This is a genomic window from Pseudomonas gingeri (genome assembly GCF_013385425.1).
In the GTDB taxonomy this organism is placed as follows: domain Bacteria; phylum Pseudomonadota; class Gammaproteobacteria; order Pseudomonadales; family Pseudomonadaceae; genus Aquipseudomonas; species Aquipseudomonas gingeri_D.
Genome location: NZ_JACAQA010000004.1, coordinates 264,365 through 285,113 on the forward strand (window position 1 = coordinate 264,365; position 20,749 = coordinate 285,113).

Annotated in this window: 21 protein-coding genes; 13 read left to right on the forward strand and 8 right to left on the reverse strand. The window is 61.3% G+C overall.

Annotation, left to right across the window (positions count from 1 at the left end):
- Window positions 1-37: 37 nt before the first annotated feature.
- Complete coding sequence (locus HX830_RS06785; protein WP_152741188.1) at window positions 38-889, forward strand: OmpA family protein; 852 nt, start codon at window positions 38-40, stop codon at window positions 887-889.
- Between the two features lie 80 nt (window positions 890-969).
- On the opposite strand, the gene HX830_RS06790 is transcribed toward HX830_RS06785, so the two are convergent.
- A complete protein-coding gene (locus HX830_RS06790; RefSeq protein ID WP_103494503.1) occupies window positions 970-1,404 on the reverse strand; it encodes a YhcB family protein in 435 nt (144 codons plus the stop codon).
- 149 nt (window positions 1,405-1,553) lie between these two features.
- Here HX830_RS06790 and HX830_RS06795 point away from each other — a divergent pair, with 149 nt between their 5' ends.
- From HX830_RS06795 to zapE, 3 genes are all read left to right on the forward strand, one after another.
- Window positions 1,554-2,183 carry an alpha/beta hydrolase gene (locus HX830_RS06795; protein WP_103494604.1) on the forward strand — a complete coding sequence of 210 codons (630 nt, stop codon included), beginning with the start codon at window positions 1,554-1,556 and terminating at the stop codon, window positions 2,181-2,183.
- Window positions 2,184-2,197: 14 nt separating this feature from the next.
- Entirely contained in the window at window positions 2,198-3,553 is a 1,356-nt protein-coding gene (locus tag HX830_RS06800; protein WP_103494504.1) for a tryptophan--tRNA ligase, read from the forward strand.
- Window positions 3,554-3,643: 90 nt separating this feature from the next.
- Window positions 3,644-4,738, forward strand: coding sequence for a cell division protein ZapE (gene zapE, locus HX830_RS06805; RefSeq protein ID WP_103494505.1), 1,095 nt, complete (start codon window positions 3,644-3,646; stop codon window positions 4,736-4,738).
- 43 nt (window positions 4,739-4,781) lie between these two features.
- Here zapE and HX830_RS06810 read toward each other — a convergent pair whose 3' ends face one another.
- The gene (locus HX830_RS06810) at window positions 4,782-5,567 is read right to left on the reverse strand and encodes an MBL fold metallo-hydrolase (protein ID WP_177099458.1); all 786 of its coding nucleotides are present in this window, start codon (window positions 5,565-5,567) and stop codon (window positions 4,782-4,784) included.
- A gap of 71 nt (window positions 5,568-5,638) precedes the next feature.
- Between HX830_RS06810 and HX830_RS06815 the strand changes: the two genes are divergently transcribed.
- Entirely contained in the window at window positions 5,639-6,625 is a 987-nt protein-coding gene (locus HX830_RS06815) for a GlxA family transcriptional regulator (protein WP_256350416.1), read from the forward strand.
- A gap of 131 nt (window positions 6,626-6,756) precedes the next feature.
- Here HX830_RS06815 and HX830_RS06820 read toward each other — a convergent pair whose 3' ends face one another.
- The 5 genes from HX830_RS06820 to HX830_RS06840 form a co-directional block, all read right to left on the reverse strand.
- A complete protein-coding gene (locus HX830_RS06820; protein WP_177099460.1) occupies window positions 6,757-7,740 on the reverse strand; it encodes an asparaginase in 984 nt (327 codons plus the stop codon).
- 85 nt (window positions 7,741-7,825) lie between these two features.
- Window positions 7,826-8,971: a hypothetical protein gene (locus HX830_RS06825; RefSeq protein WP_177099462.1), complete on the reverse strand. Its 1,146-nt coding sequence runs from the start codon at window positions 8,969-8,971 to the stop codon at window positions 7,826-7,828.
- A gap of 11 nt (window positions 8,972-8,982) precedes the next feature.
- Window positions 8,983-9,879 (reverse strand): nitrilase family protein, encoded by an 897-nt coding sequence (locus tag HX830_RS06830; protein ID WP_103494510.1) that lies wholly within the window; start codon window positions 9,877-9,879, stop codon window positions 8,983-8,985.
- 112 nt (window positions 9,880-9,991) lie between these two features.
- Window positions 9,992-11,971 (reverse strand): flavin monoamine oxidase family protein, encoded by a 1,980-nt coding sequence (locus HX830_RS06835; protein WP_177099464.1) that lies wholly within the window; start codon window positions 11,969-11,971, stop codon window positions 9,992-9,994.
- A gap of 137 nt (window positions 11,972-12,108) precedes the next feature.
- Window positions 12,109-13,005, reverse strand: coding sequence for a GlxA family transcriptional regulator (locus HX830_RS06840; RefSeq protein ID WP_177099618.1), 897 nt, complete (start codon window positions 13,003-13,005; stop codon window positions 12,109-12,111).
- A gap of 253 nt (window positions 13,006-13,258) precedes the next feature.
- Between HX830_RS06840 and HX830_RS06845 the strand changes: the two genes are divergently transcribed.
- A complete protein-coding gene (locus HX830_RS06845; RefSeq protein ID WP_177099620.1) occupies window positions 13,259-14,404 on the forward strand; it encodes an acyl-CoA dehydrogenase family protein in 1,146 nt (381 codons plus the stop codon).
- Window positions 14,405-14,533: 129 nt separating this feature from the next.
- Here HX830_RS06845 and HX830_RS06850 read toward each other — a convergent pair whose 3' ends face one another.
- Window positions 14,534-15,574 (reverse strand): NADP(H)-dependent aldo-keto reductase, encoded by a 1,041-nt coding sequence (locus HX830_RS06850; protein ID WP_103494514.1) that lies wholly within the window; start codon window positions 15,572-15,574, stop codon window positions 14,534-14,536.
- A 245-nt stretch (window positions 15,575-15,819) separates the two neighbouring features.
- Here HX830_RS06850 and rplM point away from each other — a divergent pair, with 245 nt between their 5' ends.
- The 7 genes from rplM to HX830_RS06885 all read left to right on the forward strand — a co-directional run bounded on the left by rplM (window position 15,820) and on the right by HX830_RS06885 (window position 20,745).
- Window positions 15,820-16,248, forward strand: a complete 429-nt coding sequence (gene rplM, locus HX830_RS06855) for a 50S ribosomal protein L13 (protein WP_060783310.1) — start codon at window positions 15,820-15,822, stop codon at window positions 16,246-16,248.
- A gap of 14 nt (window positions 16,249-16,262) precedes the next feature.
- Entirely contained in the window at window positions 16,263-16,655 is a 393-nt protein-coding gene (gene rpsI / locus HX830_RS06860) for a 30S ribosomal protein S9 (protein WP_103494515.1), read from the forward strand.
- 275 nt (window positions 16,656-16,930) lie between these two features.
- Window positions 16,931-17,527, forward strand: coding sequence for a ubiquinol-cytochrome c reductase iron-sulfur subunit (petA, locus tag HX830_RS06865; RefSeq protein ID WP_152741181.1), 597 nt, complete (start codon window positions 16,931-16,933; stop codon window positions 17,525-17,527).
- Window positions 17,527-18,738, forward strand: a complete 1,212-nt coding sequence (locus HX830_RS06870) for a cytochrome b (protein WP_100941287.1) — start codon at window positions 17,527-17,529, stop codon at window positions 18,736-18,738. Before petA ends, HX830_RS06870 begins: the two co-directional genes overlap by 1 nt.
- On the forward strand, window positions 18,738-19,517 hold the full coding sequence (locus HX830_RS06875; protein WP_152741180.1) for a cytochrome c1: 780 nt from the start codon (window positions 18,738-18,740) through the stop codon (window positions 19,515-19,517). The genes HX830_RS06870 and HX830_RS06875 overlap by 1 nt, the downstream gene beginning before the upstream one ends.
- A gap of 185 nt (window positions 19,518-19,702) precedes the next feature.
- Entirely contained in the window at window positions 19,703-20,320 is a 618-nt protein-coding gene (locus HX830_RS06880) for a glutathione S-transferase N-terminal domain-containing protein (RefSeq protein WP_177099466.1), read from the forward strand.
- 11 nt (window positions 20,321-20,331) lie between these two features.
- Entirely contained in the window at window positions 20,332-20,745 is a 414-nt protein-coding gene (locus HX830_RS06885; RefSeq protein WP_103494519.1) for a ClpXP protease specificity-enhancing factor, read from the forward strand.
- Window positions 20,746-20,749 lie beyond the last annotated feature (4 nt).

Consider the following 20,749-nt stretch of genomic DNA (forward strand, 5'->3'; position numbering starts at 1 on the left):
TCGACTGTTGCACCTTAAATGAGTAGGAGCCTGATTCATGTTCACCTCGCGTCGCTTGATTATCGTCGCTACCGCCGTCGCCCTCGTGTCCGGCTGTGCATCGCAAAACCCAAACCCGTATGACAGCCAGGGACAGGCACAGCAGCAACAAAGCTCAGGGGGCATGAGCAACACCGCCAAGTACGGCGGCATTGGCGTGCTGGCCGGGGCCGCGGCCGGTGCGCTGATCGACCACAAGAACCATGGCAAGGGAGCGCTGATCGGTGGTGCCCTGGCTGGCCTGGCGGGTGCCGGTTACGGCTACTACGCCGACCAGCAGGAAAAGAAACTGCGCGAGAGTATGGCCAACACTGGCGTCCAGGTGCAGCGCCAGGGTGATCAGATCAAGTTGATCATGCCCGGCAGCATTACCTTCGCAACCAACTCCGATGCGATCGCCAGCAGCTTCTATCAGCCACTGAACAACCTGGCCAACTCCCTCAAGGAGTTCAGCCAGAATCAGATCGAAATCGTCGGCTACACCGACAGCACCGGCAGTCGCCAGTTGAATATGGACCTGTCCCAGCGCCGCGCCCAGAGCGTTGCCAACTACCTGACCTCCCAGGGTGTCAGCGGGGCCAATCTTTCTGCTCGCGGTGCCGGCCCGGATAATCCGGTGGCCAGCAACGCCGATGTCAACGGTCGGGCGCAGAACCGTCGGGTGGAGGTCAACCTGAAGGCGATTCCCGGCCAGAACTACGGTCAGCCTCAGGGCCAACCTCAAGTTCAGCCGTATCCGCCACAAGGCCAGCCGCAGTACCAGCAGCAGGGCCAACAGTACCAGCAACAAGGTCAGCCGCAATACCAGCAGGGTCAGCAGTACGGTCAGCCGGTGCAGCAATACCCTTGATTGCCTGACTGAACCCCAGGTGTAAAAAAGCCCGCCCGATCACTGATCGGGCGGGCTTTTTAATAGCGCTGGAAACCAGCTTATTTTTTCAGGCCGTAGTGCTCATCCAGCATGCCGGGCGCATTGGGCGCCTTGGGGGCGTAGTCGCGTGGCGGCTCCTGGCTGCGCGGTGGCGTCAGGCGTTCCCGAGGGCTCTGTACCGCATCGGCGTGCAGGGCGGCGAGCAGGCGTTGGCGGGTCTGTTCGTCGAGGGCCAGGCGGTTGGCACCCTCGGCGAGATGGTCTTGCACTTCCTGGTAGCTCTGGGTGAGTTTTTTCACCAGGTTCGCGGTGCTGTTGAAGTGGGTGACCACTTCGTTCTGATAACTGTCGAAACGTTCCTGGATATCGTCCAACTGGCGCTGCGTGCTGCTTGGAGCGGCACTCGGGACCAGACGGGCGACCAGGAAACCAATGGCGACACCGGCAACCAGGGCAAGAGTCGGCAACAACCAAACTAAGAGCGAGTGTTCCACGAGTCCTTCCTCTATAAACGGCTTTGCTTTACGTTAACGGCTCGGACCTGCGCTGTATACCGCGATCTTAAGGTCGCAGTCATGTCAGGCACAGACTTTTAGCTAGACGAGTCGACCCCTTGAGAGGTCACGGAGTTCCTTCCTTGCTGATGCGTGAAACCCCTGTATTGATCGATGGCCCTGTCGGCCAACTGGAAGCCTTGTACCTGGATATCCCCGAACCACGGGGCCTGGCGTTGATCTGCCACCCCAATCCAGTGCAGGGCGGCACGATGCTCAACAAGGTCGTCTCGACCCTGCAGCGCACGGCGCGCGATGCCGGCCTGATCACTTTGCGCTTCAACTATCGCGGCGTCGGCGCCAGTGCCGGCAGCCACGATATGGGCCACGGCGAAGTCGATGACGCCCAGGCCGCCGCGCAATGGCTGCTCGAACGGCACCCGGGTTTGCCCCTGACCCTGTTCGGTTTTTCCTTCGGCGGTTTTGTCGCGGCGAGCCTCGGCGGTCGCCTGGAAGCCCAGGGCCAGACCTTGCAGCACCTGTTCCTGGTGGCCGCGGCGGTCATGCGTTTGCAGGCGGTCGACCGTCTGCCGGAAAACTGTCCGCTGACCCTGATCCAGCCGGAAACCGACGAAGTCATCGATCCGCAGCTTGTCTATGATTGGTCCGCCGCGCTGGAACGTCCCCATGAGCTGCTGAAAGTGGCAGAATGCGGACACTTTTTCCACGGCAAGCTGACCGATCTCAAGGATCTGATCCTGCCGCGCCTCTCGAATTGAACAAGCGACCCTCCATGACCACACGTACGCGCATCCTTACCGGTATCACCACCACGGGCACGCCGCACCTGGGCAACTACGCCGGCGCGATCCGCCCGGCGATCCTCGCCAGCCGCGACAGCAACGCCGATTCGTTCTACTTCCTGGCCGACTACCACGCCCTGATCAAGTGCGATGACCCGCTGCGCATCCAGCGCTCGCGCCTGGAAATCGCCGCGACCTGGCTGGCCGGTGGCCTGGATGTGGACCGCGTGACCTTCTATCGTCAGTCGGATATCCCGGAAATCCCCGAGCTGACCTGGCTGCTGACCTGTGTCGCCGCCAAGGGCCTGCTCAACCGCGCCCATGCCTACAAGGCCTCGGTGGACAAGAACGTCGAAGGCGGCGAAGACCCGGATGCCGGGATCACCATGGGCCTGTATAGCTACCCGGTGCTGATGGCCGCCGACATCCTGATGTTCAACGCCCACCAGGTGCCGGTCGGTCGCGACCAGATCCAGCACGTGGAAATGGCCCGCGACATCGGCCAGCGCTTCAACCACCTGTTCGGCCAGGGCAAGGAATTCTTCGTCATGCCCGAAGCACTGATCGAGGAAAGCGTCGCCACGCTGCCGGGCCTCGACGGCCGGAAAATGTCCAAGAGCTACGACAACACCATCCCGTTGTTCAGCAGCGCCAAGGACATGAAGGAGGCGATCTCGCGGATCGTCACCGACTCCCGCGCGCCGGGCGAAGCCAAGGACCCGGACAATTCGCACCTGTTCACCCTGTTCCAGGCGTTTTCGACCCCGGCGCAGGCTGCCGAATTCCGTGGCGAGCTGCTGGCGGGCCTCGGTTGGGGCGAAGCCAAGAGCCGCCTGTTCACCCTGCTGGACAACGATCTGGGCGAGGCCCGCGAGCGTTATCACGAGCTGATCACCCGTCCGTCGGACCTGGAAGACATTCTCCAGGCCGGGGCGAAGAAAGCCCGTAGCGTCGCCACCCCGTTCCTCGGCGAACTGCGCGAGGCGGTGGGCCTGCGCTCCTTCGTCAACCAGACCCAGGTGGCCGCGAGCAGCAAGAAGAAAGCCGCCAAGGCTGCGCGTTTTGTCAGCTTCCGGGAAGACGACGGCAGTTTCCGTTTCCGCCTGCTGGCCGCCGATGGCGAACAACTGCTGCTGTCGCGGCACTTTGCCGATGGCAAGGCCGCCGGTGCGGTGACCAAGCAATTGCAAGCCGGCCAGGCCCTGGATATTCGCAGCGAGGCCGGGCGTTTCAGCGTCTGGCTGGAAGGCGAGTGCGTGGCCGACAGCGCCGAGTTCGCCGACGAAGTGTCGCGTGACGCGGCCATCGAGGCGTTGCGGGTCGCGTTGACCCCGGCACAGGATTGATTCGAGGCCTTCCCGACCAAGGGTTGATTGCCATTCCCACGGGCCGTCGCTAAAGTGACGGCCCGTTTTTGTTACCTTGCTAACGAAATTATGACGCCCCTAGAACGATATCAAGCTGATCTGAAACGCCCCGAGTTCTTTCACGACGCGGCCCAGGAAACGGCAGTGCGCCATTTGCAGCGCCTGTACGACGACCTGATCGCGGCCTCGCAGAACAAGCCGGGCCTGCTCGGCAAACTGTTCGGCAAGAAAGACCAGGCGCCGGTCAAGGGCCTGTATTTCTGGGGCGGCGTCGGTCGCGGCAAGACCTACCTGGTGGACACCTTCTTCGAAGCGCTGCCGTTCAAGGAAAAGACCCGCACGCACTTCCACCGCTTCATGAAGCGGGTGCACGAAGAAATGAAGACCCTGACCGGCGAGAAAAACCCGCTGACCCTGATCGCCAAGCGCTTTGCCGCCGAGACCCGGGTGATCTGTTTCGACGAGTTCTTCGTTTCCGATATCACCGACGCGATGATTCTCGGCACCTTGATGGAAGAGCTGTTCAGGAACGGCGTGACCCTGGTGGCCACCTCGAACATCGTGCCGGACGGTTTGTACAAGGACGGCCTGCAACGCGCGCGCTTCCTGCCGGCGATCGCCCTGATCAAGCAGAACACCGAGATCGTCAACGTCGACAGCGGCGTCGACTATCGCCTGCGGCACCTGGAGCAGGCCGAGCTGTTCCACTTTCCGCTGAACGAAGCGGCCCAGGAAAGCCTGCGCAAGAGCTTCCGCGCGCTGACGCCGGAATGCACCCAGGCCGTCGAGAACGACGTACTGATGATTGAGAATCGCGAGATCCGCGCGATCCGTACCTGCGACGACGTGGCCTGGTTCGACTTCCGCGAACTGTGCGACGGCCCGCGCAGCCAGAACGACTACATCGAACTGGGCAAGATCTTCCATGCCGTGTTGCTCAGCGGTGTCGAGCAGATGAGCGTCACCACCGATGATATCGCCCGTCGATTCATCAACATGGTCGACGAATTCTACGACCGCAACGTCAAGCTGATCATCTCGGCGGAAGTGGAGCTCAAGGATCTCTACACCGGCGGGCGCTTGAACTTCGAGTTCCAGCGCACCTTGAGCCGTTTGCTGGAAATGCAGTCCCACGAGTTCCTGTCGCGGGCGCACAAGCCTTAACCGCCATCCCCGGCGCGGCCCACGAGCCGCGCAGTATTCGGGGTTACCCGGCGGTGGGGAAGGCCAAGACCTCTCCATCCCTGGGAATCAGCAAGCGGGCTTCGACGCCGGCCAACTGCGCCGCGTCGGCCAGCGAGCGGCGTTTCACCGGGCAGTGGCTGAGGGCTTCCAGGTGATTGGCGATCACCAGGCCCGCTGACCGCTGGGTGAACTCGATCACCTCTTCAATGCCCATGATGATGTCCCCGCCCAGATCGAAACGCGCGCCGCCCGCCGGCACGACGGATAACTGTGGCCGATGCTCGGCGACGAACGCCTTGACGGTCGGGGTGAGCAGGGTATCGCCGCTCAGGTAGAGACTGGGCTCGCCGGGCATTTCAATCAGATAACCCACCCCGTGTTCCATCAGCTTGCCCACCAGTCCCTGGCCGTGGGTGCAGCGAATCGTACGGATCTGACCATCGAGGAAGGGGCTGGGGTGTTCGTGATCACTGGGCAGCGGCTGCACGTTCAGGTCGTGGGTGGCCAGATAGGCCGCGTCGTGGGGCGTGCAGATCACCGGTGTGCCGGTGTCGCGCAGCCATTTTTTCGCGGCGCGATCGAGGTGATCGAAGTGGCCTTTCTGGCAATGGGTGATCAGGCAATGGGTGACCGACTGGAGTGCCTCCGTGGCCGATACCGGCAATTCGACCAGCGGGTTGCGATTCCTGGCGCGAAATACGCGTAACGATGGCAGGGCGTTTTTACGCGCGAGCATCGGGTCGACCAGAATACGATGGCGGCCGAACTCCAGGATAATCGTCGCATTGCGTAGCTGATGGATGTGCATGCTCATACCTCTGGGAAGAGGTTGCATTGTGTTCGACCGGGCGGTCACGCAGAATGGCGGGATTGGACATAATGGATTCAGTTTCTGCCATGAGCCGGCCTCTTCGAATTGGATTGCTGCTGTACCCGGGTTGCATACCGTCGGGGCTGCTGGCCTTTGCCGATCTTTTGTATGCCGCCAACCGTCGCGCTTCGCAGACGCTCTTCGAAACCGTGTTTGTCGCCTTGCAGGCAGGCCCGGTGGCGTGTGCCGGTGGTGTGTCGTTGCAGGTGTCCCAGGCCTTGTCGGAGACGGACGTTGATGCGCTGCTGATTGCCGGCTTCTGGGCCGAGTCTTCCCGGCAGGTCGAGAAGGTCGTGAGCGATAACAACGCTTTGGTGTTGGCCTTGGCGGCTTGTTCGAAGCGGGTGCAGTTGTGGAGTTATTGCACGGGTGTCTGCCTCATCGCCGCGAGCGGACGGCTGGAGGGGCAGGCCGCGACTGTGACCTGGTGGTTGGCGGGTGCCATGGCTCAGCGTTATCCCAAGGTGGACTGGCAGAGCCAGCGTCACTGGGTGATCAATCCGTCGACTGCGACGGCTTGCGGGGTGACGGGCTATTTGCCGATTGCGCAGGCGTTGATCGAGCGGGCGATCGGTCAGGAGCTGTTTCACGACCTGGCCAAATTGATGGTGTTGGCGCGTCCGGTCCAGGCGCATCCGGCCTTTGCGGCGATGAGCCTGATCGAGCAGTCGAGTTCGTTGTTGCGGCAGTTGCACCGGTGCGTTGAACAATCGCCGGCGGAGCAGATCACCGTGCAGCGGTTGGCGGAGCAGTTGGGTTTGTCCCCGCGCACTTTGGCACGCAGGGTGAGTGCGGAAACCGGTGTTGCCGTGGCGGCCTATGCGCGGTGTATCAAGCTCAACCAGGTCAGTGAGCGGCTGATGCTGACGTCCACGGCGGTCAATACCATCAGTGCTGATTTGGGGTTCAGCAGTGATTCGAATTTGCGGCGGATGTTCAAGGAACTGACCGACTTGACCCCGCTTGAGTACCGGCAGCAGTTTGGGCTGCGTTGAGGGCCTCTTCGCTGCGATGCGGCGTCCCGACAAGCCAAGCTCAGCGTCGGACACAGATTTTTTGTACGGCATGGACCTGTAGGAGCAGGGCTTGCCCGCGAAGCTTTTGGCGGTCTTGACTTCTACAGGGCTTATCCGAAATGCCGCAGGTACTCCGGCAGCTCGCTGCTTCGCTGGCAGCCGATCAGCAGCCACAACAGAATCCGCGCCTTGCGTGGACACAGAAACCCCGCCATCTGCGCTCCACGCTGGATCAGGTCAATTTCGCTGCCGGCAAAGCCATAGGAGTGACTCGCCGTTGAACCGGCCCCGGTACGTGTACCGATCACCACCGGGATCTTCAACGCCAATGACGTGATCGCCTTGGCCCAAGCTTCACTGACATGACCGGCACCGAAACCGGCGATCACCAGACCGTCGTAGCCCAACTCCGGCAGCTTCTCCAACATCAGCGTATCGGCTGACAGTGTCGCTTCGAGCAGAGCGATCCGCTGCCGACTGCGAACCGGCAACGGCAAAATTTTTCTCGGCGCAGGAGTGTGCAGATAACGCACGGCATTTTCGATGATCAGACCATTGGGGCCGAACACCGGTGAGCTGAAGGCTTCCAGTGCCAGGGCATCGCTCTTGCGCACACGGCTCGCGCCGTGGACCTGGCCATTGATCACCACCTGCACGCCACGCCCGCGACTGGTGCTCGACAGGGCAACCAAGCCCGCATGCAGCAGGTTCGCCGGACCATCGGCGCTGATCTCGGCGGCTGAGCGCATCGCCCCGGTCAGCACCAGCGGCTCCTCGCGATCCCAGAGCAGTTCGAAAAAGAACGCGGTCTCCTCCAAGGTGTCGGTGCCCTGGGTGACCACCACGCCGCTGGCGCCTTGTTCGACTTGATGCCTGGCCCAGTCGAGGACACCGAGCAGAAAGTCGAAGTCCAGCGAGGCGCTGGGTTGCAGGCTCAGGGTCTCGACGTGGGTCCGGGCCAGAGTCGCCAGCAGCGGCACCCGCTCCAGCAGGGCCTGGCCGTTGACGCTGGGCACCACGCCCTGGTCCGGGCGGGCGGCTTGCATGCTGACAGTGCCGCCCAGGGCGGCGATGGAAAGTTGAGGCAAGGACATGGAACTCTCGCTGATAAAAGGTCGGGAAGAGGCGATGCCGGCGGCACCAGAGTACCGCCGGGTGGAGGGAAAAGCGCTGTTCGATTCAGACCAGCCTGAGCAGCCCGCCGAGCAGCGGCACGATCAGTGCCGTGCTGAGCGCCATCGACAGCACATTGCCGATATACGGGTGCATATGCCCCGGGACCCGCCGCGACAGGACGACGGCCAGCGGCGGTGCGATCAAGGCGCCGAGCAGGGCGCTGGCGATCACCACCAGTGTTCCGCCGCCATGGATCAGTACGGCGGCCGGGGCGACGGAGACAATCGGGATATAGGTCGGGTACCAGCCCCGCGTAATCCATTGCTGTCGCCAGACCATCACACCGATGGCCGACGCCAGGGCCTGGGCCGCGAGTATCGGCAGCAGCAGGTCCGAGCCGTAGGCTGGCCCGGCGGGGTTGAGCCCGTAGGCCAGCAATACCCCCAACAGCAATCCCAGGCTCGCCCATTCGTTACCGAAGAACGGCGCTTCGGAAAAGTCGGCGAGTACCCGGCGCATGCCCCAGACCAGCCCGTGATTACTGGCTTTCGGCACAGGCGCTGGTGCGGTGACCATCGCCGGTTCCGGTTTCACCAGCGCCGGCCAACGCCGACACAGGGTAAAGGCCATCACGCTGCCGAGAGCCATCCCCAGCACATTGCCGATCACCGCCGGCAGGTTCAACGGATTGCAGACAAAGTTGACCAGCAGCAAGCATAACGGCGTGACCAGTAGCGCCCCCATGACCGCACCACTGACGGCGATCCGCATCCCCGGGCCAAACAGCAGCACGGTGGCTGCGGGAACGGAGACAAAGGCGGCGAAGGTCGGTTGCCAGCCATAACGCGGCACGCTCCAGCCCCACAGCAGGTTGCTCAGCAGCAGGCCCAGCAGCGAACTGCCGATCAGCCAGGGCCACAGGCCGCTGCCATAGCAGATGGCAAAGCCCTGCCAGGCCTTGCCCCGGCGATGGGCCCAATGGGCCAGGCCGGCACCGGCCAGCAGGCCCAACGAAGCTAGCTCATGTTTGTAGAAAGCCATTTCGCTGATATCGCCGAGCACCCAGCGCAGCCAGGCACCGGGGGCGGGCAGGTTGTCCATCATATGCAGGTAGCCGGACCCGCCGAAGGGCAGGCTCAGCCAGACCAGCAGGATCAGGCCCAGGCCGAGCAGGCCGACGAGCCGGCTCGGGTTGGAGACAGTGTTCATCCCGACCTCCTTCAGCGCGGCAGGGAAGGATGGCGGAGGTAGCCGAGCATACCGTCGTAGAGGTCGGTCCGGCGGTCCCTGGGCAGGTCGTTCAGGCTGTTCCAGATCGGCGCGCTGCGGGCGCTGACCAGATCGATATCGGCAAACAGCACGGCCTCATCGATGGGCGAGGCTACCTCGCTGAGGGGCCAGCCGTTGGTCCCGGCGATCAGCGAGCAGCCGAGGAAGCGCTCGCCGCGATCGCTGCCGACGCGATTGGCCGCGGCGATAAACACGTTATTGACGTGGGCCGCGGTGATGGTCAGGTACGAGGCCATGCATTTGCCGGTCTCGTCGAACAGCGGCGGCGGGGTCCAGACCCAGTTGTTCAGGCTGCAGATGATATCCGCGCCCTGCTGGCTCAACAGGCGTGGTACTTCGGGAAACCAGATATCCCAGCAGATCAGCAGGCCGATCCGCCCGATGGGTGTGTCGAAAACCGGAAAGCCCAGGTCCCCCGGGGTGAACCAGAGCTTCTCCTCGTTCCATAAATGCGCCTTGCGGTACTTGCCGATAAACCCGTCCGGGCCCACCAGCACCGCGGTGTCGAACAGCTGCACTCCGTCACATTCGGCGACGCCGGCCGCCAGGTAAATCCGATGCTCTTGTGCGAAATTTACCCAGGCCTGCACGCTGGGACCTTGCGGTACAGCTTCGGCGTGGAGGAAGGCTTCCTGGCGGTTCTGGAAGCTGTAGCCAGTGTTGGCCAGTTCCGGCAGCACGATCAGGTTGGCGCCGCCGCGCACCGCCTGGCCCGCCAGCGCAAGGCTGCGGTCCAGGTTATACGGGGTGTGGGCAACACCAGCCTGGGGATCGAACTGCACGACGGCAACGCGTACGGGACTGACAGCGGGGCGAGATTCATTCATTTGAGGTGCTCTCATTCTTGTTATTCAACCCGAATGGGTTGATGAGCCTATGAGAAGCCATTCAATGAGTGGTGTATGTCGGTGGCCCTCCGGTAAGTCAGTCGGGTATTTCCTAGACCGCCCTGGGAATACTGAACGCCGTTGGTGGGTTGTTGGCGGGTGGTCGCCCGCTGTATTCGGGGTAGTGCTTCAAGCTGAAACCTCCATTGAATATTGCACCGGTGCGTTGGCACAGATGGATCGTGGCATCGAGGGCGCCCCGCAGGCAGGGCTCGGTCCAGCCGGCGTCGACCGAAAAGGATTCGCCGCACAGGTAGAGCCCGGAGCGGGCGGAGTAGTGGCGGTTGTAGTTCATCAGGTCGATGGCTTCGTAATAGGTGCCAGGGCGATAGAGCTTGGCGGCTCCCAGGGCATTACGATCACTCATCCAGCGATGCACCGCGGCCCTTTGCGTATCGATATAGGGTGAGATCCGCTGATTGATATTGCTCGCGTGCAGCAGGATCCGATCCAGTTCGCCGACGCATTTTTCCACCAGCTCCTGGTCCGAAAACAGCGCAAGTTTGGTTGCATCGTCCTCCCAGGTGTAACTCAGCAGGATGCAGTCATACGGATAGGTGTCGTTGTAGCTATAGGTGTACATGTCGTGGATCAGGCTGTCGGTGACCAGTGCCTGGGGGATGCCGTGGGGCTCGGTGAAAAAGCTTTTTTTCAGCGGCGCAAACACCTTGCAGCTGGTTTCCCAGTGGGCGGTCTTGTAGGCGCTGCGGATGTGGAACGGCAGCATCCGCTCGTCGAAACCCTTGAGCTCGACGGTGGTTTCGATCAACCAGGACGGCAGGGTGAGAATCACCGAGTCGAATACCTCGCTGCGCAGCTCGCGGCGTTGCGGATCGTCCCATTGCCAGGCGTAGTCGACGCGAATCTGCTGGTTGGGCAGTTTGCTCAGGCCGTTGACCTGGGCCTGGGTGGCGAACCCGGCACCGCGCTGTCGGCAATGTTCGTAGAAGGACAGGCCACGCCCTTCGACCGGCATGAACAACAGGCATTCGTCCAGGGCGGCGACACCCAGGTAGCGCGGGGCATCGAAGGCCAGGCCGTTGCAGTCGAGCAGCGTGCCGGCCTGCAGATGCGGCGACGGCAGCGGATTGCCGTGCTCATCGACGCGGCCGTGCATCAATTGCAGGCGATGGCTGAAACCAAAGATCGCGGTGCGGATCGGGTACAGGCTGCAGGCGTCATAGAACGCGCCCCAGCTGCCGTCGCCGATGCCGATGGCATAGAAGATCGCCGACTCTTCGGCGCTCATGCCGACGCCGCCGAAATTGCCCGGGTCGTCCGCATGCCAGTGACTGATGGCCGGCAGCGTGACCAGGTTGCGAAACGACAGGCTCTCATAACGCTGGACAATCGCCGCCCAGAGGTCTTCCCAGCCGTCGCTGGCGTAGTGGGCCTCGACCTGGCGGGTCATGCGCTCGGCGAACAGGCGCCATTTTTCGTGGACCTGTTTCAGCAGTTTTCCCGGTGGCGGGGTCTGCCCGTCGCGGTTGTCCCAGATCAGCATCCGCGGGGTTTCCTGCGCCTCCAGCAGGCCCTCGCGGAGGAAAATCCCGGTGCTCCTGACCTGGGCGCTGCCAGGGTTGGCAAAATCCGAAAGGCGCAGGTTGAACTGCTCGGTGTAGTGCGCGAGCACGGAGCGCCCTTGCAGCGGTGCCTCGCCCTCGCGGTTGAAGTACGGCAAGCGCATCGCGCCCATTTCGAAGGGGGTGGAACCGGTGGTGGCGGGCTGGCTTTTGTCGATCACGGTCAGGTGCCGGCCGCCGATGCGCCGGGACTGTTCGAGCAGGGTGATGTCCGTGAAGCCGCAGCGCAGCAGCTCGTGAGCCGCGCTGAGGCCGGTGACGCCGGCGCCGATGATGCAGATCCGGTGGGCGCGGTCCGTGGCGCGGGCGACGCCGCCGGGTTGCTCGACCAACCGGCGGTAGTCGAAGCACAGGTCCGGCGGGTTGGGGAAACGGGCGCGCCAGGCGCGCTGGGGTTCCACCGTCGGTGTAGGGAATGAGGGCTGCTGTTGGGCCAATCCAATAGGCATGTACGACGCTCCTTGTCAGTGGCAATCGGTAGTGATTGCCGGAGCGAGTCTACGAAGGCGAGGGCAGGGCGCTGTGGTAATTAATTATGCAAGGTTGCGCGCCGCTTTCGTTTAGTGTCGAAAACGGCGCACGGGCTTCACGCCGCTTGCTGGAACTGCTGGCGATACTGGTTGGGAGACAGTTCGGTGTGCTGGCGGAACAGTCGGGCAAAGAAGCTGGCATCGTCATAGCCGACTTCATAGCTGATGGTCTTGATGCTTTTACGGGTGCCCGAGAGCAGGCCCTTGGCGGTCTCGATGCGCAAGCGTTGCAGGTAGTGCAACGGCTTGTCGCCGGTGGCGGTCTGGAAGCGGCGCATGAAGTTGCGAATGCTCATGCCGTGTTCCCGGGCGACATCCTCGAAGCGGAACTTGTCGGCGAAATGCTCTTCGAGCCATTGCTGGATCTGCAGGATGATCACGTCCTGGTGCAGCTTCTGGCCGCCGAAGCCGATACGCCCCGGGGCGTAGCTGCGCTGGACTTCATAGAGGATATCGCGGGCCACGGCCTGGGCGACGTTGGCTCCGCAGAAGCGTTCGATCAGGTAGATATAGAGGTCGCAGGCCGAGGTGGTGCCGCCGGCGCAGTAGAGGTTGTCGGCGTCGGTCAGGTGCTTGTCCTGGTTCAGCTGGACATTGGGGTAGCGTTCGCTGAAGGCGTTGAAGAAGCGCCAGTAGGTGGTCGCTTCCTTGCCATCGAGCAGGCCGGCTTCGGCCAGCCAGAACACCCCGGTGGCCTCGCCGCAGAGCACGGCGCCGCGGGCATGCTGCTCGCGCAGCCAGGGCATGACCTGGGGGTAGCGCCGGCAGAGGGTTTCGAAGTCGTCCCAGAACGCTGGCAGGATGATCACATCGGCATTTTCCAGGCCGCCGTCCACCGGCAGGATCACATCGCTGAAGCTGCACACCGGCTTGCCGTCGGGGCTGACCAGGCGGGTCTCGAAGGCCTTGGTGAGTCCATGGCCGAGCTGTTTGCCGTAGCGCAGGCTGGCCAGGTGGAAGAAATCCTTGGCTTGCATAAGGGTGGAAGCGAATACCCGGTCGATAGCCAGGATGCTGACGCGCCGCAAGGGCGTGGAGAGTGGATTAGCCATAATTCCATTGTTCTTATTAGCGGAAAGTTCTTATAGGGGAAAGTGGTCAACAGACGGCTGGATCGTCTTATTTTTTGTCGCATGTGTCCAGTGTTACCCGGCAAAACACTGGCATAGGCTCTATGGGCCAATCCTGGCCTCAGTGTCCTTGCAGGTGCCCCCGATGATTCCCAGAACCCTGTTCAGTTCCGAGCACGAGCTCTTTCGCAGCAGTGTGCGCAAGTTTCTCGAGCAGGAGGCGGCGCCCTTCCATGGGCAGTGGGAGAAACGCGGCTATATCGACCGCGAGTTGTGGAACAAGGCGGGGGCGCAGGGGATGCTCTGTTCCCATCTGCCGGAGGCCTACGGCGGCATGGCGGCGGATTTTCTCTACAGCGCGGTGGTGATCGAGGAAATCAGCCGGCAGGGCCTGAGCGGCATCGGTTTCTCATTGCATTCGGATATTGTCGCGCCTTATATCCTGCATTACGGCAGCGAGGCGCTGAAGCTCAAGTACCTGCCCAAGCTGGTGTCCGGCGAAATGGTCACGGCCATTGCGATGACCGAGCCGGGGGCCGGCTCCGACCTGCAAGGGGTGAAGACCACGGCAGTGCTGGACGGTGACGAGTATGTGCTCAATGGCTCGAAGACCTTTATTACCAACGGCTTTCTCGCCGACCTGGTGATCGTCGTCGCCAAGACCGATCCCCAGGCCGGGGCCAAGGGGATCAGCCTGTTCCTGGTCGAGGCCGATACGCCGGGGTTCGCCAAGGGCAAGCGCCTGGAAAAGGTCGGCATGAAGGCCCAGGACACTTCCGAGCTGTTTTTCCAGGATGTGCGGGTGCCCCGGGAAAATCTGCTGGGGCAGGCCGGAGCGGGTTTTGCCTATTTGATGCAGGAGCTGCCCCAGGAGCGCCTGACGGTGGCGATCGGCGGTTTGGCCTCGGCCGAGGCGGCGTTGCAATGGACGCTGGAGTACACCCGCGAGCGCAAGGCCTTCGGCAAATCCATTGCCGACTTCCAGAACACGCGCTTCAAGCTGGCGGAAATGGCCACCGAGATCCAGATCGGCCGAGTGTTTGTCGACCGCTGCCTGGAGTTGCATCTGCAAGGCCAGCTCGATGTGCCGACGGCGGCGATGGCCAAGTACTGGGGCACCGACCTGCAATGCAAGGTGCTCGACGAGTGCGTGCAGTTGCATGGCGGCTACGGGTTCATGTGGGAATACCCGGTGGCCCGGGCCTGGGCGGATGCGCGGGTGCAGCGCATCTATGCCGGGACCAACGAGATCATGAAGGAGATCATTGCCCGGTCGCTTTGACAGGCACGCCTCAATCTCACTGTAGGAGCGAGCTTGCTCGCGATGGCCGTCAACGATGACGCGGGAAACCTGATACCCCGCGGTGTTCCGACTACCATCGCGAGCAAGCTCGCTCCTACACCGGTAGGCTTACGGCGCCGGGTTCGGATGATCCTTGTGGATCGCCTCGATCCCCGCCAGCACTTCCTCCGACAGCTTCAGGTCGGCGCTGGCAATGTTGCTGTCCAACTGCTCCAGCGTCGTCGCGCCAATGATGTTGCTGGTGACGAACGGTTGCTGGGTGACAAATGCCAGGGCCATCTGCGCCGGGTCCAGGCCGTGCTCACGGGCCAGGGCGACATAACGGCTGCACGCGGCTTCCGATTGTGGGTTGAAATACCGGCTGAAGCGGCTGTACAGGCTCAGGCGTGCCTTGTCCGGCCGGGCGCCGCCTTCATACTTGCCCGAGAGGAAACCGAAGGCCATCGGCGAGTACGCCAGCAGGCCGCACTGTTCGCGCAGGGCGACTTCCGCCAGGCCTACTTCGAAGCTGCGGTTGAGCAGGTTGTAGGGGTTCTGGATCGACACCGCCCGCGGCCAGCCGCGGCGCTCGGCCTCGAGGAGGAATTTCATGGTGCCCCACGGGGTTTCGTTGGACAGGCCGATATGGCGGATCTTGCCGGCCTTGACCTGTTCGTCCAGCGCTTCGAGGATCTCCTCGATCGGCGTGAAGTCTTCGTCGGCCTTGTGCTTGTAGCCCAGTTGGCCGAAGAAATTGGTGCTGCGTTCCGGCCAGTGCAACTGGTAGAGGTCGATCCAGTCGGTCTGCAGGCGCTTGAGGCTGGCGTCCAGGGCTTCGACGATATGCTGGCGGTTGTGCTTGAGCTGGCCGTCGCGGATATAGCCGATGCCATTGCCGGGTCCGGCGATCTTGCTCGCCAGGATCCAGTCGGCACGGTCGCCGCGCTGCTTGAACCAGTTGCCGATCATGCGCTCGGTGCTGGCGTAGGTTTCGGCCTTGGGCGGCACCGGGTACATCTCGGCGGTGTCGATGAAATTGATCCCGGCACCTTTCGCCCGTTCGATCTGGGCAAAGGCTTGATCCTGGGTGTTCTGCTCGCCCCAGGTCATGGTCCCCAGGCAAATTGCGCTCACGTTCAGATCGGTCCGGCCTAGCTGACGGTATTCCATTGGCTGCTCCTGTGGGGAAACGATCATAAAAGCAGGTTGAAATTTTTTTCGCAATCTGCATAATTACGCACCTCTTTATGCAGTGGAAGTGATGCGCCGCCGCCAAAGAATCTTGCCGTTGAACGGACGCGCCGACCCGAGCCCCCGAAAGCGTCTGTATCCGGCTGCCTTTGACCTTGTCAAAGTACGCACTATTCAGTAAGATCCGCCGTCTTATTTACAGGCGGCCCCTGAGGCTATAAAGAATGAAAACTTTTACTGCTAAACCGGAAACAGTTAAGCGCGACTGGTTTATCGTCGACGCTGCTGGTCAGACCCTGGGTCGTCTGGCCACCGAAATCGCGAGCCGCCTGCGTGGCAAGCACAAAGCCGAATACACTCCGCACGTCGACACCGGTGACTACATCGTTGTGATCAATGCCGAGCAGATTCGTGTAACCGGTGCTAAAACCACCGACAAAATGTACTACTCCCACTCCGGTTTCCCGGGCGGCATCAAGTCGATCAACTTCGAAAAGCTGATCGCTAAAGCCCCTGAGCGCGTGATCGAGACCGCGGTCAAAGGCATGCTGCCTAAGAACCCGCTGGGTCGCGACATGTACCGTAAGCTGAAAGTCTATGCGGGCGCTGTTCACCCTCATACTGCTCAGCAGCCCCAAGAACTGAAGATTTAACGGAATAGTTCATTATGTCGGCGACTCAAAATTACGGCACTGGCCGTCGCAAGACCGCAACCGCACGCGTTTTCCTGCGTCCGGGTACTGGTAACATCTCCATCAACAACCGCACCCTGGACACGTTCTTCGGTCGCGAAACTGCCCGCATGGTAGTTCGCCAGCCGTTGGAACTGACTGAGACTACCGAGAAATTCGATATCTACGTCACTGTCATCGGTGGTGGTGTAAGTGGTCAAGCTGGCGCAATCCGCCACGGTATCACTCGTGCTCTGATGGATTACGACGAGACTCTGCGCGGTGCTCTGCGCAAAGCCGGCTTCGTAACCCGCGATGCTCGTGAAGTTGAACGTAAGAAAGTCGGTCTGCGTAAAGCGCGTAAGCGTCCGCAGTACTCGAAGCGTTAATTCGGTCCCGTACCGGCTCTACGTTTCAGCATACGTTCTACAAAAAGCCCGGTTTCCTCGCGAAACCGGGTTTTTTTATGGGCGAAATATTTTCCTGTGACAACTTGCCACATCCGTAGAGCCCCTATACTACAAGGCTTGGGGCAGGGTGGGGCTGGTAATTACCTTGTCATACGTGTGGCTTTTCATTACCATTCGGCAAAATTTATAAGTACAAAAATTCACTTAGTAGACGCCTGATTTAACAGGCCACAAAGCTGATGGGAGAGGACTGAATGAGTAGCAATGACGGCGTGAATGCAGGCCGGCGTCGCTTCCTCGTAGCAGCCACATCCGTGGTAGGAGCTGCAGGAGCGGTGGGGGCTGCGGTCCCGTTCGTGGGGTCATGGTTTCCCAGTGCCAAGGCGAAAGCCGCGGGGGCACCCGTGAAGGTGAATATCAGCAAGATTGAACCCGGACAGCAGATGATTGCCGAGTGGCGAGGTCAACCGGTCTTTATCGTCCATCGGACCCCCGAGATTCTGGGTAATCTGGCCAAGATCGAGGATCGCTTGTCCGACCCCGAGTCCAAGGCTTCTGTACAACCCACCTATGTCGACCCCAAGAATCGCGCGATCAAGCCAGAGCTGCTGCTGTTGATCGGTATCTGCACGCATCTGGGGTGCTCACCCACCTTCCGTCCGGAAGTGGCGCCCGCCGATCTGGGCGCCGACTGGGTCGGTGGCTATTTCTGCCCTTGCCACGGTTCTCACTACGATCTGGCTGGCCGAGTCTACAAGTCGCAACCCGCGCCTTTGAACCTGCCAGTTCCGCCGCATTCCTATGAGTCCGACACGATTGTTGTGATTGGCGTCGATATGGAGAAAGCGTGATGAGCAAGTTCATGGATTGGGTCGATGCGCGCTTTCCCGCCACCAAGATGTGGGAAGACCATCTCAGCAAGTATTACGCTCCGAAGAACTTCAACTTTTTCTACTTTTTTGGCTCCCTGGCCCTGCTGGTACTGGTCAATCAGATCGTCACCGGTGTCTGGCTGACCATGAGCTACACCCCTTCGGCGGAAGAAGCCTTCGCCTCCGTCGAATACATCATGCGTGACGTCGAGTACGGCTCGATCCTGCGCCTGCTGCACTCCACCGGCGCTTCGGCGTTCTTTATCGTGGTCTACCTGCACATGTTCCGTGGCCTGCTCTACGGTTCGTACCAGAAACCCCGTGAGCTGGTGTGGCTGTTCGGCATGCTGATCTACCTGGCGCTGATGGCCGAGGCGTTCATGGGCTACCTGCTGCCGTGGGGGCAGATGTCCTACTGGGGTGCCCAGGTGATCATCTCGCTGTTTGGTGCGATCCCGGTCATCGGCAACGACCTGACCCAGTGGATTCGTGGTGACTACCTGATTTCCGGGATCACCCTGAACCGCTTCTTCGCCCTGCACGTGGTGGCCCTGCCGATCGTCATCCTCGGCCTGGTGGTGCTGCACGTACTGGCGCTGCACGAGGTCGGTTCGAACAACCCGGATGGCGTCGACATCAAGAAGCACAAGGACGAGAACGGCGTACCGCTGGACGGCATCGCCTTCCACCCGTACTACACCGTGAAGGATATCGTCGGCGTGGTGGTGTTCCTGTTCATCTTCTGCTCCATCGTGTTCTTCTTCCCGGAAATGGGCGGCTATTTCCTCGAAAAACCCAACTTCGAAGTGGCCAACGCCTTCAAGACCCCCGAGCACATTGCCCCGGTCTGGTACTTCACGCCGTTCTACGCGATCCTGCGGGCGGTTCCGGACAAGCTCATGGGTGTCATGGCCATGGGCGCGTCGATCGCCGTGCTGTTCGTCCTGCCGTGGCTGGACCGCAGTCCCGTGAAGTCGATGCGCTACAAGGGTTGGCTGAGCAAGATCTGGTTGTGGGTGTTCTGCATCGCCTTCGTTACCCTCGGCTGGCTGGGTGTGATGCCGCCGACGCCGGAGCGCACGCTGCTGTCGCGGATCTGCACGGTCCTGTACTTCGCCTACTTCATTCTGATGCCGTTCTATACCCGGCTCGAGAAGACCAAACCGGTACCGGAAAGGGTGACTGGCTGATGAAAAAATTATTTGCAGTCTTGATGCTTGTGGCCCTGCCACTCCTGTCTTTCGCTGACGAGCATGGTCCTGATCTTGAAAAGGTCAACATCGATGTTTCCGACAAGGCGGCCATGCAGGATGGTGCACGGACCTTTGCCAACTATTGCATGGGTTGCCACAGTGCCAAGTTCCAGCGCTATGAACGTGTCGCCGATGACCTGGGGATTCCCCATGACCTGATGCTCAAGAACCTGGTGTTCACTGGTGCCAAGATCGGCGACCACATGACCATCGGCATGCAGCCGGCCGACGCCAAGGCCTGGTTCGGCGCGGCACCGCCCGACCTGACCCTGGTGGCCCGCGTACGCGGCACCGACTGGCTCTATGGCTACCTGCGATCCTTCTACGAAGACCCCGCGCGTCCCTGGGGCGTGAACAACAAGGTCTTCCCGAACGTCGGCATGCCCAACGTGCTGGTGGGCCTGCAGGGGCGTCAGGTCGTCGGTTGCAAGCAGGTTCAAATCGTCGAGGAGGGCAAGAAGCAGTATGATCCGCTGACCGGTACGCCTTTGACCCATGAAGCGTGCGACCAGTTGACCATCGTGCCGAAAACCGGTGCCTTGAACGAAGAGCAATTCGACGAGAAGGTCAAGAATCTGGTGACCTTCCTGGCCTACTCGGCCAACCCGGTGAAGCTGGAGCATCAGCGCATCGGTACCTACGTTTTGCTGTACCTGGCCTTCTTCTTCGTGTTCGCTTATCTGCTCAAGCGCGAATACTGGAAGGATGTGCATTGATAACGTTGTAACATAGCTGTCAATCGTGCGCGCCCAAGGGTGCCTCTGAAGATGTAGCCAGCAAGGACGGGCGGGGTGAGCCGGCAACGGTTTCACCCTCGCTCTGTTTTGGGGCTGCGGGAGGCTTGTCTTGGGCGCGCTCGTTTTTCCGTTTTCAATAATTTCAACAAGCGAGGAGGACCGCCATGGGCGTGACCAACCGGTTGGCCTGTTACTCCGACCCCGCCGACCACTATTCCCACCGGGTGCGCATCGTGCTCGCGGAGAAGGGTGTCAGCGCCGAGATCATTACCGTGGAAGCGGGGCGTCAACCGCCGAAGCTGATCGAGGTGAACCCTTACGGCAGCCTGCCCACCCTGGTCGATCGTGACCTGGCGTTGTGGGAGTCGACCGTGGTGATGGAATACCTGGATGAGCGTTATCCGCATCCACCGCTGCTGCCGGTTTATCCCGTGGCGCGGGCCAACAGCCGTTTGCTGATCCATCGCATTCAGCGCGACTGGTGTGCGTTGGTGGATGTGATTCTGGATTCGCGCAGCAAGGAGCCGGCGCGGGTGCAGGCGCGTAAGGAATTGCGCGAGAGCCTGACAGGGGCATCGCCGTTGTTTGCCGACAAGCCATTTTTCCTGAGTAATGAGCAAAGTCTGGTGGACTGCTGTCTATTACCGATACTCTGGCGTCTGCCGATGATGGGTATTGAATTGCCGCGGCCCGCAAAGCCGTTGCTCGATTATATGGAGCGCCAGTTTGCGCGTGAGGCTTTCCAGGCAAGCTTGTCTGGTGTCGAACGCGATATGCGCTAAGGAGCCGTTTTATGAACTCCAGTCGCCCTTATTTGGTTCGTGCTCTGTACGAATGGATAGTGGATAACGATTGTACGCCGCACATACTGGTCAATTCCGAGTATCCCTCGGTCCAGGTGCCGCAAGGTTTTGCCAGCGACGGGCAAATCGTCTTGAACGTTTCGCCCAGCGCGGTGCGTCACTTGCACATGGACAACGAGGCGGTCAGCTTCGAGGGGCGTTTCGGTGGTGTACCGCACACGCTTTTCGTGCCGATCAGCGCCATTCTCGGGATCTACGCCCGGGAGAACGGCCAGGGCATGGTGTTCGAGCTGGAAGCGCCCCTGGAGGGCGACGATGGGGTCGAGCCGGATGATGACGGTCCGCCGCCAGGTTCCGAGCCGCCGCGTCCTAGCGGTCGGCCAAGCTTGAAGGTGGTGAAGTAATAAA

Coding starts and splice junctions, on each gene's coding strand:
- rpsI (WP_103494515.1), top strand. CDS start 16,263: ATGTCGGCGACTCAAAATTACGGCACTGGCCGTCGCAAGACCGCAACC.
- HX830_RS06835 (WP_177099464.1), bottom strand. CDS start 11,971: ATGCCTATTGGATTGGCCCAACAGCAGCCCTCATTCCCTACACCGACG.
- rplM (WP_060783310.1), top strand. CDS start 15,820: ATGAAAACTTTTACTGCTAAACCGGAAACAGTTAAGCGCGACTGGTTT.
- HX830_RS06820 (WP_177099460.1), bottom strand. CDS start 7,740: ATGTCCTTGCCTCAACTTTCCATCGCCGCCCTGGGCGGCACTGTCAGC.
- petA (WP_152741181.1), top strand. CDS start 16,931: ATGAGTAGCAATGACGGCGTGAATGCAGGCCGGCGTCGCTTCCTCGTA.
- HX830_RS06815 (WP_256350416.1), top strand. CDS start 5,639: ATGGATTCAGTTTCTGCCATGAGCCGGCCTCTTCGAATTGGATTGCTG.
- HX830_RS06875 (WP_152741180.1), top strand. CDS start 18,738: ATGAAAAAATTATTTGCAGTCTTGATGCTTGTGGCCCTGCCACTCCTG.
- HX830_RS06870 (WP_100941287.1), top strand. CDS start 17,527: ATGAGCAAGTTCATGGATTGGGTCGATGCGCGCTTTCCCGCCACCAAG.
- HX830_RS06810 (WP_177099458.1), bottom strand. CDS start 5,567: ATGCACATCCATCAGCTACGCAATGCGACGATTATCCTGGAGTTCGGC.
- HX830_RS06830 (WP_103494510.1), bottom strand. CDS start 9,879: ATGAATGAATCTCGCCCCGCTGTCAGTCCCGTACGCGTTGCCGTCGTG.
- HX830_RS06800 (WP_103494504.1), top strand. CDS start 2,198: ATGACCACACGTACGCGCATCCTTACCGGTATCACCACCACGGGCACG.
- HX830_RS06785 (WP_152741188.1), top strand. CDS start 38: ATGTTCACCTCGCGTCGCTTGATTATCGTCGCTACCGCCGTCGCCCTC.
- zapE (WP_103494505.1), top strand. CDS start 3,644: ATGACGCCCCTAGAACGATATCAAGCTGATCTGAAACGCCCCGAGTTC.
- HX830_RS06795 (WP_103494604.1), top strand. CDS start 1,554: ATGCGTGAAACCCCTGTATTGATCGATGGCCCTGTCGGCCAACTGGAA.
- HX830_RS06880 (WP_177099466.1), top strand. CDS start 19,703: ATGGGCGTGACCAACCGGTTGGCCTGTTACTCCGACCCCGCCGACCAC.
- HX830_RS06825 (WP_177099462.1), bottom strand. CDS start 8,971: ATGAACACTGTCTCCAACCCGAGCCGGCTCGTCGGCCTGCTCGGCCTG.
- HX830_RS06885 (WP_103494519.1), top strand. CDS start 20,332: ATGAACTCCAGTCGCCCTTATTTGGTTCGTGCTCTGTACGAATGGATA.
- HX830_RS06850 (WP_103494514.1), bottom strand. CDS start 15,574: ATGGAATACCGTCAGCTAGGCCGGACCGATCTGAACGTGAGCGCAATT.